Below are 14,151 nucleotides of genomic sequence, written 5' to 3' on the forward strand. Positions count from 1 at the left end.
CTCTTTGTCTCCTTCTTGCCATCCGGCCCATGAGTGCTTCGGTTTTACCCAATCATGGCGTCGGTCACACTCCTCCCACCGTCGTCTGGGGCTGGCACGGGTTCTGTGCCACCATTCCTGGCTAGACTGCATCCGCTCACTCCAGCGTCCGGGAGGCCGTCATGCTCGAGTTTCGCCAGGTCTACAAGGCCTATACCACCCCTCAGGGGCCCCTCGAGGTGCTGCGTGGCGTCGACCTGACGCTGGAGGCGGGCCAGAGCCTGGCGCTGATGGGCGAGTCGGGCAGCGGCAAGTCCACCCTGCTGCATCTGGCCGCCGGGCTCGACCTGCCGGATAGCGGCGAGGTACGTCTGGGGAGCCAAGCGATCTCCACGCTCGGCGAACCCGAGCGCGCAAGGCTGCGCCGGGAGAGGCTGGGGCTGGTCTTCCAGCAGTTTCACCTGGTGCCCAGCCTCAGCGTGATCGACAACCTGCGCCTGCAGGCGCGCCTGGCCGGCGTGGAGAAGAGTGCCTGGTCGAGCGAGCTGATCGAGCGGCTGGGGCTGGCCGGTCTGGAGGGGCGCTATCCCGAGCAGCTCTCCGGCGGCCAGCAACAGCGCCTGGCCATCGGCCGCGCCCTGGCGCCACGCCCCTCTCTGCTGCTCGCCGACGAGCCCACCGGCAACCTGGATGAGGGCAGCGCCGACGCTATCCTGGCACTGCTGCTGGAGCTGGTCCGCGACACCGGCTGTGCACTGCTGATGGTGACCCACAGCCCGAGAATCGCCGCCCCTCTGGATCGCCGCCTGGTGCTCTCGCACGCCCGGCTGACCTCGTCGCAACAGGCCGCGCAGGAGGCCACATCGTGATGGCCACCCCGCTTGCCACGCTACTCGCCACCCTGCTCTCCCACTACCGCCGCCACCCCGGCCAGCTGGCCATGCTGCTGCTGGGCCTGTGGGTGGCCAGCGCCCTGTGGAGCGGCGTGCAGGCGATCAATGCCTCGGCCAAGGAGAGCTATGCCCGGGCCGAAGCGCTGTTCACCACCAGCCTCGACCGTCTGGAGCGACTCGATGGCGCTCCCCTGACCCGTGACGACTACCTCGCCCTGCGCCGCCAGGGCCTGCCGGTCTCCCCGCTGCTGGAGGGTGAGCTCACCGCACCCGACGGCACCCAACTGACGCTGATCGGCATCGATCCCCTGACCCTGCCCGGCGACAGTGCCTTCGCCACCGCCAACAACACCGGTGAGCTGACCGGCTTTCTGACGCCACCCTGGCAGACGCGCATCGCGCCGGACATCCTGCCGGCCCTGGGCCTGGCACTCGATGAAGCGCCGGGCGCGACGCCGCCCCTGGAGACGGGGCGACTGCCGCCGCTCTTTCTGGCCCCCTCGCTGCCACCCCACACGCTGGTGATGGATATCGCCGCGGCGGCCAGGCTGCTCGAGAGCGGCGCGACCCTGAGCCGACTGGTCAGCGCCCCGGGGGCGCTGGAGGTGGCCCCGGCGGGCCTCACCCTGACCCGTTCGACCCGCCTGGTCTCGCCGGGCCAGCTGACCCAGAGCTTCCATCTCAACCTCACCGCCCTGGCCCTGCTGGCGCTGATCGTCGGCCTGTTTATCGTCCAGGCGGCCCTGGGCCTGGCCCTGGAGCAGCGCCTGGAGATGCTGCGTACCCTGCGCGCCCTGGGAGTGTCGGGTCGCACCCTGGTGGCCGGCCTGGCCCTGGAGCTGCTGCTGTTTGGCGTCATCGGTGCCCTGGCCGGCATCGCCGGCGGGGTGTGGCTGGCCCGGGCGCTGCTGCCCGATGTGGCCGCCACCCTGGGCAGCCTCTACGGCTCCGGGGTGGGTGTGGAGCTGCGCCTACCCTGGCACTACTGGCTCGGCGGCCTGGCGGTCACCCTGGGGGGGCTGCTGCTGGCCGGCACCGGGGTGCTGTGGCGGGCCGCCCGGCTGTCGGTGCTCGATCTGGGGCGTGCCCAGGCGTGGCGCACCGGTTACCAGCGCCAGCTGCGGCGCACGACCCTGGCCGGCTGTTTAGTCGCACTGAGCGGCCTGGCGCTATGGACCTGGCTGTCGCGACAGCCCGCCGGCGAGGGGCTGGCGGCGGGGTTTGCCCTGATGGCCGCCATGCTGCTGCTGGGGGCACTCTGGCTGCCACCGCTGCTGGCCGTGGCCCTGGCGGGGCTTGCGCGCCTGGCCCGCCGGCGCCCGCTGGCCCAGTGGGCGCTTGCCGACCTGCAACTGCAGCTACCGCGGCTGTCGCTGTCGCTGATGGCGCTGCTGATCGCGCTCTCGGCAAGCCTGGGGGTCAACAGCATGGTGGGCGGCTTCCGCCTGACCTTCCTGGAGTGGCTCGATCAGCGGCTGGTGGCCGATCTCTACCTGGACCCACCGGCGGAACGCTTCGACGCGGTGCACGCCTGGCTGGGCGAGCGCGCGGAGGTGGACGAGCGCCTGGCCACCCGCAATGGCGAGAGCACCCTACTGGCGGTGAAAAGCGATTCGGGGGAGCGCCCCCTGGCGCTGCCGGTCTCGCTGTTCGGCCTGACCCCGGGTAACCACCTGACCCCGACCTGGCCGCTGCTGGAGACCCACCAGGATGTGACGACGGCCTGGGCGTCGCTGCGAGAAGGGGCCGCCTTTATCAACGAGCAGCTGGCCATCGCCGAGGGGCTCGCCCCCGGGGATCGCCTGGACCTGGCTTCACCCCGCGGCCGGGAGACCCTTCATGTGGCAGCGATCTATCCCGACTACGGCAACCCGCGCGGCGAGGTGCTGATGACCAGCGACGAGCTGGGCAGGCGCTTCGCCGCCCCGCCGGACTCCATCGGCATCGTGCTGACCCACGGCGCCGATGCCGAGGCCCTCGCCGCGGCACTGGGTCGCGAGTTCGCCCTGGGCCGTGATGCCCTGCGCGACCAGGCCGAGGTCAAGCGCATCGCCACCGGCATCTTCGAGCGCACCTTCACCATCACCCGTGCCCTCAACGCCCTGACCCTGGCGGTGGCGGCCCTGGCGCTGCTGGCCAGCCTGCTCGCCCAGGCCCGCGAGCGACGCCGGCGGCTGGCGCCGATGTGGGCCCTGGGCGTGCCGAGGGGCCGGCTGCTTCGGGTACAGCTCGCTCAGCTGGGCGGCGCGGCACTGGCGGTGGGCCTGGTAGCCGTGCCGCTGGGCATCGCCATCACCTGGGGCCTGGTGGCGGTGATCAACGTGGCCGCCTTCGGCTGGCGGCTGCCGCTGCACCTCTTCCCGGGGGAGATCGCCCTGACCCTGGCCACCGCCGTGGTGGTGGCGCTGCTCGCCGCGACGCTGCCGGCACTGCGCCTGTGGCGCACGCCACCCCGGGCGCTGCTGGCCGAGGAGCAGGCGTCTTGAGTGACGCTTGCCCGGGCACTCATCCTGACACTGGGGGGCGCCTCCGCGATAGCCCTGGCCTGCCCACGGCGAGAGTCCTGGTCTGCCCTCGGCAGTAGTAGAAAACCACGAAATCACCATGCCACCTAGGTCCAACCCCTCGATTCGGGGCACTGGTAGATGACGCAACGTCACTCCTGCTGCCCTTCTCCTCACTATTGCCCCATGGCAACAATGTCATTCCCTGCTGCAACAGTATTGAGTGATGCCCTTTGCTATACCAGAGGCTGCAAGGCAATAAAACTAATATAAAAAAAGGCCGGAACAGCATATGCCATCAATTGAGTCATGCCGGCGACCGCCATCTCGATACGGAAGAGATATTGATCGGCAGTCGTTCGCTTAATAATTCAACAAGAAAGGAAGACAGGATGCTCAAGAAGTCCCTCTATCGCACGGGGCTGGCCGTGTCGCTAAGCTCCCTGCTTATATCGACCGCCTGGGCCCAGCTGGCGAAAGAAAGCTATTCAATCGAAACCCTCGACGAACCGGATCAGCACCGCACCTATATCGTCGACAACAACTTCACGCATGCTCTGTCCACCCGCATTCGCGTCGTCGATCCCAACGAGCAGAAGCTTCTCGGTACCATATCGACGGGCTATATGGCTCCCATGGTGCTGTCTCACGATAAAAGCACGATATATACGGCCGATATCTTCTACGCTCGCAGCACCCGCGGCGAGCGCACCGATGTGCTGACCGCCACGGACACACAAACGCTGAACCCCCTGTGGGAAGTCGAACTCCCCGCCAAGCTCGCCAACATGTTGACCGAGCTGTATATGCTGACCATCAGCGATGACGACCGCTTCGTTTACGCCTACAACTTCACGCCGGCGACCTCGATCACCGTCGTCGATGTGAAGAACCAGGAGATGGTCAATGAGATCGAGATCCCGGGCTGCATGCTCAACTACCCGGTGGGCGATCGCGCCTTCGCCTCCATCTGCGGCGATGGCACCCTGCAGAAGGTAGTGATCGACGACCAGGGGCAGGAGGTCAGTCGTAGCAAGACACGCTTCTTCGACCCCGACGAAGAGCTGATGAACGAACGGGCCATTCTCAACGGAGACACCTACTACTTCACCACCACCGATGGCGTGATCCAGCCGGTGCATATCGTCGATGGCGAGCTTCAGGCCGGCGAGCGCTGGTCGCTGTTCGGTGAAGATCACCAGCAGGAAAACTGGGGTGTCGGTGGCTGGCAACTACTGGCCGCCTCCCCTCACCTGAACCGCCTCTATGCGCTGGTGCACCCTGACCATGAGCCACGCAAATGGGAAGACCCCAGCGATACCGTCTGGGCCTACGACCTGGAGAGTGGCGAGAAGGTCGACGAGATCACGCTTCCCAATCACGTCTGGAGCATTCATGTCACCAAGGATGAATCGCCGCTGCTGCTCGGCGGCACGGTAGAGGGTGACATGGAGGTCTATGACCTCTCCCAGGATAGCCATGTGGCCACCATGGAAGAGATCGCCGGCACCCCCATCCTGATGCTGAGCCACTAAGGGGGACGGCATGACACTCTATCCCGTTTTTACCCTGGCGCTCTCGGCCATCCTGGCCGTCATCCTGCTGAGCGCCGCGATGCACAAGCTGCGGGCCCCCCAACGCTTTCGGCGACAGCTGGATGACTATGCGCTATTGCCCCCAGGCAGCCTGAGGGTCGTTGCCCGCATCGTACCGGCGCTCGAGATCGCCCTGGCCATCCTGCTGCTGATCCCTGCCCTGCGTGTGGTAGGCGCCCTTGGCACGGCGCTGTTGCTGGGCGGCTATGCCGGCGCGATGGCCATCAACCTGTGGCGTGGGCGCAGCGACATCGACTGTGGCTGCAGTGGCCCGGGGATGGAACGTCCGCTGAGCGCGGCCCTGCTGTGGCGCAATGGTCTGCTGGTGCTGATGGCACTGCTGGCGGCACTGCCCGCTCACCAGCACCCCCTCGGCGGCTTCGATCTGTTCCTGATCCTGGCCTGCAGCCTGGTAGGACTGATGATCTACACCTCGGTTGAGGGTCTCCTGGCCAATCGGCCACGTCTCAATGCACTACAAGGAAAATAACGCTATGGATGCCAACATGATCTCGCACATCCTGCTCTGGATCGGCCTCATCGCCCTGGCCCTGGTGGTGGTGGCACTGGTACGACAAATCGGCGTGCTTCACGCCCGCATCGCCCCCGCCGGCGCCCTGATCCTGGACAAGGGTGTCGAGGTGAACAACCCCGCCCCACAGGTGACCTCCGCCGACCGGCACGGCAGGCCGGTCAACGTCGGCTACAAGGGGGAGCGCGGCCAGCTGCTGTTCTTCCTGTCACCCACCTGCCCTGTGTGCAAGTCGCTGCTGCCGACGCTGCGCTCGCTGGGCAAGAGCTATCGCCAGGAGCTCGAGGTGATCTACGTCAGTGACGGTGATCATGAACAGCAGATGGAGCTGATCAAGCAGCATCACCTCGAGGATGCCCGCTATGTCATCGGGCCGGAGATCGGCATGACCTATCAGATCGGCAAGCTGCCCTATGCCGTACTGATCGATGCCGAGGGCGTGCTCAAGGCCAAGGGACTCGTCAACAACCGCGAGCATCTGGAGAGCCTGTTCGAGGCCCAGGCGATGGGCGTCGGTACGCTGCAGGAATACATGCGCCAGCAGACCGCGGCGACGCAATAACAAGCTCAACAACGCACACAGCAATGAACACAACAACAAGCACAACAACAACTGGAGGACCGCTCACATGAGCCTACTCGACCGTTTCTTCGAACGTACTTCACGCCGTGTGGCCCACTCCACCTCCCGCCGCAACACCCTGTTCAAGCTGGGCTCCTGGATGGTAGCCGGTAGCGCCCTGCCGCTGATCCTGCCCATCGACCGCAGCGCCGGCAACGCCCATGCGGCCGAGAAGGGCGAACCCGGCGACCCGGGCGACCCCACCTCGTGCGACTACTGGCGTTACTGCTCCATCGACGGCTACCTGTGCAGCTGCTGCGGTGGCAGCAAGACCTCCTGCCCCCCGGGCACCGATATTTCCCGAGTGGCCTGGGTGGGCACCTGTCGCAACCCGGCGGACGGTCGCGACTACATCATTTCCTACAACGACTGCTGTGGAAACCAGCCGTGCGGCAAGTGTGCCTGTAACCGTAACGACAGCGAGCAGCCGATCTACCGGCCATTCAACAACAACGACATCAACTGGTGCATCGGTGCGGAGAGCAACACCTATGTCTGCACCATCACGGTCATTCAAGGGGTAGCCACCTGATTGCCATGATGACGCTACGTATTTCCAACGGCGCCAGAACGCTGGTGGGACTATTCAGCTTGATCGCGGCCAGCTCGCTGGCCGCACAAAGCCTGCCCATGCCCAACACCAAGCCGGCACCGGGCAACGAGATACGACCGGCCCCACCACACCAGATGGTCTACCGCCCCGAGGTCTACTACCGGCTCGAATGCGGCGGCTGCCACCTGGGCGATGGCGAAGGCGAGCGCAAGAACGACATTCCCCGCATGAAGGACTTCGTCGGCCACTTCCTGTCGGTCGAAGGCGGCCGGGAGTTCCTAGTCCAGGTGCCCGGCTCGGCCTACTCGAGCTTCGCCGACGACCAGCTGGCCGAGTTGATCAACTGGATCATCACCGACGGCATCGCCGGCACCAGCAAACCCGAAGAGTTCACGCCCTACACCGCCGAGGAGGTGGCGGCACTGCGCGCCCAGCCCCTCGGCAAGGTCGAGGAGACCCGCGATGTGCTGCTCGACCGCATGCGGGCCAAGGACATTGCCATTCATGATGGCCTCAAGGATCGCCCCTAGCGGCAGCGCCGCAAGGGGCGATCCTTGCCCAGGCCGACAACGGGGAGCTCATTTGTGGCCACGCCGATAGTCATCGGCGCCGGGCCTGCCGGCATGCACCTGGCGCGCCGACTGGCCCGGCACGAGGAGGTGCTGGTGCTGGACGCCGACCCCGATAGCCCCCAGGCCACCGAGGCGCGTCCGCAACTGCTCGCCCATCTACCCTTCGATCCCTCTCACTCCGCTCGCGTGTCTCCGGACACGCCCCCGAACCCCGGCCCCTTGCCGCCGACAGCAGGGCTCCGCCTGCTTTCCGGACGCCGGGCGGTAAGGATCGATCGGAATAACCACCGGGTCATCGACGAGACCGGCCAGGCCCATGATTACTCTCGCCTGTTCCTTGCCCTGGGCGCCTCGCCCCGCTGGCCCACTCTCCTCGGAAGCCGACTCGCCGGAGTGCAGCCTCTCTATACCCGCCGCCAGCTCGACACCCTGCTCGACGCCATGGATCATCGGGAACCTCTGCTGATCGTGGGCGGCGGCCTGCTGGCCGTCGAGCTCGCCGCCCTGGCGGCAGAGCGCGTCAGCGTCATCCTGGTCGCCCGCCGCCGGTTGCTGGGGCGCTATCTAAGCCCCGACATCGGCGCCAGCGTCGTTCGGCATCTCGAGATACGCGGTGTCCGGGTACTGGAGCAGGCGCCGCCGCATCGCCTGCTGGGCCGTCACAGGGTGACCGGCGTGGTGCTGGCAGACGGCCGGACCCTGATGACACGACGCATCGTGCTGGCCTGCGGCATCTCCCCCAATACGCGCCTGGCCCGGGAGGCGGGGCTCGCCACCGACGAGGGCATTCTGGTCAATGCCGACATGCGTAGCCCCAGTGACCCCAGGATCTTCGCCGTGGGCGACTGCGCCCAGCCGCCCTGGCCATCGATGCGGGGCCATATTACCAACGTCCTTCACCTCGCCGATCTGGCCCTCGCCGCAGCCGGTGGCGAGCCGCCACCCGCGCCCCCGGAAGGGCTGCATCGGGAGTGCCGGCTGGGAGACGACACCCGGCTGGTCGTGGCCGGGACCCACCCGCCATCGGTCTCGACCTCAAGCGCTACACCCAACAAGGGGAAGACGCTCACGGCTCGACGCGGAGGCCGCGTACTGCGCGCGACGCTACATCAGCAGCGCCTCGTTGCCTTCGAGGCACTGCTGCCCTCCCCTCAGGCCAGGCGACTCACCGAGCGCTGGTCGGACCGTGGGGCACTCGGCCGAACGGACATGGTGGGACTGCGCTGGCTGGCCTGGCTGCCACCGCGCCACACCTCCGACCCCCTGATCTGTCGCTGTGCCGGTGTTCGCCACTCGGCCATTCGGGCGGCCATCGCCGAGCACGGCGGCGAGACGGCGATGATCCGTCGGGCCACCCGGGCAGGCGACTACTGCGGCAACTGCCTCGATGAGATCGCCAGCCTGGCCGGCCGACGCCCGTGGCGCAGCCGCCTGATGCGCTGGTCGCTGGCCGTGGCGACACTGCTCCTCGTCGGCGTGCTGGGGGCGCTGCCGGTCTGGTCGGTTCCCGACAGCGTGCTCCCGGGGCATGCCTTCATGGCCTACCGCCTGATGACCGATGCCATCGTCCGGGAGCTCAGCGGCTATCTGCTGCTTCTCGCCATCCTGCTGACGCTGGTGATCCGCGGCGGCCCCCGCCGCTACTGGTGGCATGGTCTGCTGGGCGGCAGCGCCCTGCTGCTGATACCACTTCACGCCCTGGGCGGCCTTTCCAGCGGCGCCGGCCTGAATGCCGGACTCGTCGCACTGATGCTGCTGGTCGTGCTGAGCGGAGCCCTGGCGATGCTGCACCGGCGGCGGCTCCTCCTGCGGCTCGGCCATCGGGTCGCCACGCTGCTCCTGCTGGTGGCGACGCTGCTGCATCTGGTGTTCATCTATCAATATTGAGGGCGCATACCGACGATGATCTCCAGCCAACGCCTTCTGTTTATCGGCCTGTTGCTGGCCCTGCTGGCCGGCGCCGCCCTGCTGATGCTGGGTCAATGGCAGCACGCGGCCAGCCCGGCACCGCTCTCCCGGGGGCATGCCGGCCTCGAGTGCGCCGACTGCCATCTCGGCATCAACAGCAGCCAGGCCACGCTGCGCATCGGTTGCCAGGGCTGCCACGAGGAAGTGCTCGGCGAGCAGCGAGCCCACTCGCCTGAGTACCTCTCCGTCGTTGGCCGCGGTGACTCCCCCTGGCACACCCGACCGGATGGCTGCCTGGACTGCCATAACGGGCATGTTCGCGCCGGTGACGGCTTCGCCAGCGCGCTGCCCGCCGATCAATGCACGCTATGCCATGCCGGCATGGTCACCGAACACGACTATCACCTGGGGCTCGACTTCAACAGCTGCGCAAGCTGCCACCGCTATCATGACCGGGTCATCTCCCGGCCCAGGCCCGCTGACTAGCCGGGCGTTGCGCCGCTTCCGGGCTAAGAGGCACCCCTCGATTACAGCGAGCCGCCAGGCCGTTCCCACCGGCAGGCGACGGCGCTACTGTAGGGGGCATCTACCTCGAGGAGCGATACGCATGCCGGTTCATGCTATCTGGCGGTCTTGGCGACCGGTATTGTTGCTGGGATCACTGCTGGGGGCCCTTCTGGCCATGGCCGGATGCGACGACGCCCCACCCGAGCGTTCGAGCGCCGGCTTCGCCGGGCTGGGCGAGAGCGATGGCGGTTACATGCAGGCCAGCCCCGACACGCCGCTGCACTTTCCCGCGGATCACGGTGCACACCCCGGCTACCGCATCGAATGGTGGTATCTCACCGCCAACCTGGAGGATGAGCAGGGCGAGCCGCTGGGGCTGCAGTGGACCCTGTTCCGCCAGGCGCTGCTGCCGCCGGGAGCGCCACCCAGGGAGACGCCCCCCGAGCCGGCCCCCTGGGTGGCCGACCAGCTATGGATGGCGCATATGGCCGTCTCCCGGGGTGGGCAGCACGCCGTCAGCGAACGCTTCGCGCGCAGCCACTCGGCGGCCCCTCCCCAACAGGCGGCCAGCCAGGCCGGCGCGACCGCCCACCCCTTCCGGGCCTGGATCGACGACTGGGCACTGGCCAGCGACGTCAGCGACCCCGAGGCCGACACCTTCGAGCGGCTGAGGCTCACCGCCTTCGACGGCGAAGGCGACAAACGCTTCGGCTATCGCCTCGAGTTGACGGCGAAAGGGCCCCTGGTGCGGCATGGCGACAGCGGCTTCAGTCAGAAGTCGGCCGACGGTCAGGGCTCCCACTACTACAGCCAACCCTTCTGGCATATCGAGGGCGAGGTGACCCTGGCCGGCGAGACACGCGAGGTCAGCGGCCGAGGCTGGCTCGACCGCGAATGGAGCAGCCAGCTGCTGAGCCCCGACCAGACGGGCTGGGACTGGTTCTCGCTGCATCTCGACAGCGGCAACCGCCTGATGGCCTTCCGGCTGCGTGGCGGCGGAGACGACGGTGGTGACTACCGCTCCGGCAGCTGGATCCTGGCGGATGGCACCACCCATCCGCTGGGTTCGCAGGAGCTGGCGATGACCCCGCTCGCCACCACCCGCGTGGCGGGCCGCGAGATGCCAACCCGCTGGCGTTTGAAGGTGCCCGAACGCGACCTCGACCTGATCGTGGAGACGCCCCACGCCGAGCGCTGGATGGAGACCACCGTGCCCTACTGGGAGGGCGAGGTGGTCGCCCGCGATCATGATGGCGGCGAACGAGTGGGAGTCGGATATCTCGAGATGACCGGCTACTGAGCGAGCATTCGGCAGAGAATATGGGAAAAAAGTGATTGACTGTGCAGTTGGTGCAAATGAGAATGTGTCGCTTTCTGATAATAGTTCTCTTCCACCACCTCCTCTGACAAGGAACTGTGCAGTGAAACCTGGCATCACCTCCGTCCAACGCTCCCCCTATCGTCTTCTGGCCTCGGCGGCGGGTCTCGCCATGGCCTCGGCCGCCGCCCCCGCCATGGCCCAGTCCAGTGAGGCGATAGAGCTCGACTCACTGACGGTGATCGGCGAATACAGCGATACCGGCTACAAGAGCGAGCGTTCGGCATCCGGCAAGTACGTCAAGCCACTGCTGGATACGCCCCGGACGGTCAGCGTGGTGCCCGAGCAGGTGATCGAGGAGCAGCAGGCACTGAGCCTGCGCCAGGTGCTCTCCAACGTGTCGGGCATCACCTTCGACGCCGGCGAGGGCGGCGGCGGCTCGGGTGACAAGATCAACATCCGCGGCTTCAGTGCCAACGCCAACATGAAGGTGGATGGACTGCGCGACAGCAGCCAGAACAACCGCACCGATATGTTCAACACCGAGCGCGTCGAGGTGATCAAGGGCCCGAGTTCGGTATTCGGCGGCGCGGGCACCGCCGGCGGGGTGGTCAATATGGTCAGCAAGACCCCCAAGAACCGCAGCTTCGTGGATGCCGGCCTGGGACTGGGCAGCGACGACTACCGCCGCCTGACCCTCGATGCCAACCAGACGCTGGAGGGCATGGGTCAAGACAGTGCCCTGCGCCTCAACCTGATGGCCCATGAAAATAATGTGCCGGGCCGCGATGATATCGGCCGCGAGCGCTTTGGCATCGCGCCCTCGTTGACCCTGGGGCTGAGCGACGCCACCCGTGCGACCCTGAGCTATGTCTACCAGGAGGATGACAACCTGCCGGACTACGGCCTGCCCGCGGAGAACGGCAAGGTGCTGCCCGGTGTCGATCACGAGGCCTACTACGGCTGGCGCAATCTCGACGAGGAGAGGATAGAGAGCAATATCGCCACGCTCACCCTGGAGCACGATATCAGCGACAGGACGCGGCTGGAGAACAAGACGCGCTACACCCATCTCGACCGGGATACCACGATTTCGGCGTCGCACGTCGATCGCGACGGCCTGGCGCCGGGACACTACAAGCCGGCCGGCCCCCAGGCCTATCGTCGCGATGTGACCACGGAGATGTGGATCAACCAGACCCACCTGACCACCCGCTTCGACACCGCAGGCTTCGAGCATGAGCTGCTGGTGGGCGCCGAGGTGTCCCGCGAGACCTACGACCGCACGGCCTCCAATCTGGGCCTGGGTAGCGATGCGCACCCCTACCCCGACGGCGGCTATGACCTCTCCAACCCACCGGGCCGCTGGGACGGCGGCACCACCTATACGCCGCGTGGCGCCAACGAGGCCACGCTGAATAATCAGGCGCTCTATGTATTCGATACCATCACCCTGGACCCGCAGTGGGATCTGAGCCTGGGCCTGCGTCACGACTGGATCGACGGCGAGGCGATCGACAAGGAGAGCGACGAGCGTCAATCCACCCGCGACAAGGAGCTCAGCGGGCGCGCCGGGGTGGTCTACAAGCCGGCAGACAACGGCCGCGTCTACCTGGCCTACGGCACCTCCTTTACCCCCTCGGCGGAAAACCTGGCCACCTCGGGCGGCCTGCCCCGGGGCAATGGTGGCGAGAACCTGTCGCCCGAGGAGAGCTCGACCTGGGAGCTGGGCACCAAGTGGGAGTTCATGGGGGGTCGCCTGGGCCTGGAGGGCGCGCTGTTCCGAGTCGACAAGGACAACGTGCGTGAACAGGATGCCAACGACGACCTCCGGCTGGCCGGCGAGCAGCGGGTGCAGGGGGTCGAGCTGGGCGTTACCGGCCAGCTCACCGATGCCTGGGGCGTCTATGCCAACTACACCTATCTCGACAGCGAGACACGCAAGTCGATAGCCGACCCTCAAGCCAACGGCCGCGACCCCGTCGGTCACTCCCTGGGCAACACGCCGGATCACAGCTTCAATCTGTGGACGACCTACGATGTCACTCCGGACCTTCAGCTGGGCTATGGCGCCCGCTATGTGGGCGAGCGGCAGGTTGCCTCCGACGTGGCCGCCACCGTGGATAGCTACTGGCTGCACAACGCCATGCTGGCCTATCGGGTGACCGACAACCTCAGCGCCCAGCTCAACGTCAACAACCTGCTCGATGAGGAGTATGTCGAGCGTGTGCGTCCGCGCCCCGGCACCGCGTCGCGCAGCTCGGCGGTAGAGATCGGCGACGGTCGCGCGGGTATCCTGACACTCGACTATCGCTTCTGACCCAGCGCTTCTGACCCAGCGCTTCTGATCAACCGGCCGTGACGCCCGTTGTCTTTCCTCGCCCGACCCCGCTCAGGGGTCGGGCACGCTTCATTCGAGAGGGCCGTGACTCATGATGCTGCATATCCCCGAGGTGCTCGATCAGACACAGGTCGCCGAGTGCCGCGAGCTGCTCCTCCAGGCGCCCTGGCAGGATGGCAAGTCCACCGCCGGCTTCCAGTCGGCACTGGCCAAGCACAACCTGCAGCTGCCGGAGGAGGCCGAGGTCGCCCAGCGACTAAGCAGGGTGGTGGTGGCAGCGCTGGAGCGCCATCCACTGTTTGTCGCCGGCGCCCTGCCGGCCAAGATATTTCCGCCGCTGTTCAATTGTTATCAGGGCGGGCAGTCGTTCGGACTGCATGTGGACAACGCCATGCGCATGGATCGCCAGCGCGGCGAGTACCTGCGCACCGATCTGTCGGCAACGCTGTTCTTCAGCGACCCCGACAGCTATGACGGCGGCGAGCTGGTCGTCGAGGACACCTATGGCGCGCACAGCGTCAAGCTGCCGGCGGGAGACCTGATCCTCTATCCCGCCTCCAGCCTGCACCGGGTCACCCCGGTGACCCGTGGCGCGCGCCTCGGCGCCTTCTTCTGGATTCAGAGCATGGTGCGCGACGAGGGCCAGCGTAGCCTGCTGTTTGACCTGGACACGGCCATCCAGCAGACCCACCAGCAGCTCGGGGCCGACCACGCCACCAGCATCCAGCTGACCGGGGTCTACCACAACCTGCTGCGCCGCTGGGCACTCTAGCTGTGTAAGCCCATCGGATCAGGCACTCCCGCCGCGCGCCAGGACCGTCGCCGAA

At 66.9% G+C, this 14,151-nt stretch carries 12 protein-coding genes; all 12 read left to right on the plus strand.

All coding sequences use genetic code 11. The features are described from left to right. The first annotated feature begins 161 nt into the window (after positions 1-161). Positions 162-848 (plus strand): ABC transporter ATP-binding protein, encoded by a 687-nt coding sequence (locus E0702_RS03865; protein WP_132041659.1) that lies wholly within the window; start codon positions 162-164, stop codon positions 846-848. Next, on the plus strand, positions 848-3,358 hold the full coding sequence (locus E0702_RS03870) for an FtsX-like permease family protein (protein ID WP_132041795.1): 2,511 nt from the start codon (positions 848-850) through the stop codon (positions 3,356-3,358). Before E0702_RS03865 ends, E0702_RS03870 begins: the two co-directional genes overlap by 1 nt. 410 nt (positions 3,359-3,768) lie before the next feature. Continuing rightward, the gene (locus E0702_RS03875) at positions 3,769-4,911 is read left to right on the plus strand and encodes an amine dehydrogenase large subunit (RefSeq protein WP_132041660.1); all 1,143 of its coding nucleotides are present in this window, start codon (positions 3,769-3,771) and stop codon (positions 4,909-4,911) included. Between the two features lie 10 nt (positions 4,912-4,921). Next, a complete protein-coding gene (locus E0702_RS03880) occupies positions 4,922-5,461 on the plus strand; it encodes a MauE/DoxX family redox-associated membrane protein (protein ID WP_132041661.1) in 540 nt (179 codons plus the stop codon). 16 nt (positions 5,462-5,477) lie between these two features. After that, on the plus strand, positions 5,478-6,065 hold the full coding sequence (gene mauD / locus E0702_RS03885; RefSeq protein WP_237561929.1) for a methylamine dehydrogenase accessory protein MauD: 588 nt from the start codon (positions 5,478-5,480) through the stop codon (positions 6,063-6,065). Positions 6,066-6,132: 67 nt separating this feature from the next. Continuing rightward, positions 6,133-6,657 (plus strand): methylamine dehydrogenase light chain, encoded by a 525-nt coding sequence (locus tag E0702_RS03890; protein WP_132041663.1) that lies wholly within the window; start codon positions 6,133-6,135, stop codon positions 6,655-6,657. 5 nt (positions 6,658-6,662) lie between these two features. Beyond that, positions 6,663-7,208 (plus strand): cytochrome C, encoded by a 546-nt coding sequence (locus tag E0702_RS03895; protein ID WP_205741874.1) that lies wholly within the window; start codon positions 6,663-6,665, stop codon positions 7,206-7,208. Positions 7,209-7,262: 54 nt separating this feature from the next. After that, the gene (locus E0702_RS03900; RefSeq protein ID WP_132041664.1) at positions 7,263-9,137 is read left to right on the plus strand and encodes an FAD-dependent oxidoreductase; all 1,875 of its coding nucleotides are present in this window, start codon (positions 7,263-7,265) and stop codon (positions 9,135-9,137) included. Between the two features lie 15 nt (positions 9,138-9,152). Beyond that, positions 9,153-9,644: a cytochrome c3 family protein gene (locus E0702_RS03905; RefSeq protein ID WP_132041665.1), complete on the plus strand. Its 492-nt coding sequence runs from the start codon at positions 9,153-9,155 to the stop codon at positions 9,642-9,644. A 121-nt stretch (positions 9,645-9,765) separates the two neighbouring features. Then, complete coding sequence (locus tag E0702_RS03910) at positions 9,766-10,965, plus strand: lipocalin-like domain-containing protein (protein ID WP_132041666.1); 1,200 nt, start codon at positions 9,766-9,768, stop codon at positions 10,963-10,965. 121 nt (positions 10,966-11,086) lie between these two features. Continuing rightward, complete coding sequence (locus E0702_RS03915; RefSeq protein ID WP_205741875.1) at positions 11,087-13,303, plus strand: TonB-dependent receptor; 2,217 nt, start codon at positions 11,087-11,089, stop codon at positions 13,301-13,303. 112 nt (positions 13,304-13,415) lie between these two features. Continuing rightward, positions 13,416-14,096: a Fe2+-dependent dioxygenase gene (locus tag E0702_RS03920; protein WP_132041667.1), complete on the plus strand. Its 681-nt coding sequence runs from the start codon at positions 13,416-13,418 to the stop codon at positions 14,094-14,096. Positions 14,097-14,151: the final 55 nt, after the last annotated feature.

This window comes from Halomonas marinisediminis (genome assembly GCF_004347715.1).
Classification (GTDB): domain Bacteria; phylum Pseudomonadota; class Gammaproteobacteria; order Pseudomonadales; family Halomonadaceae; genus Halomonas; species Halomonas icarae.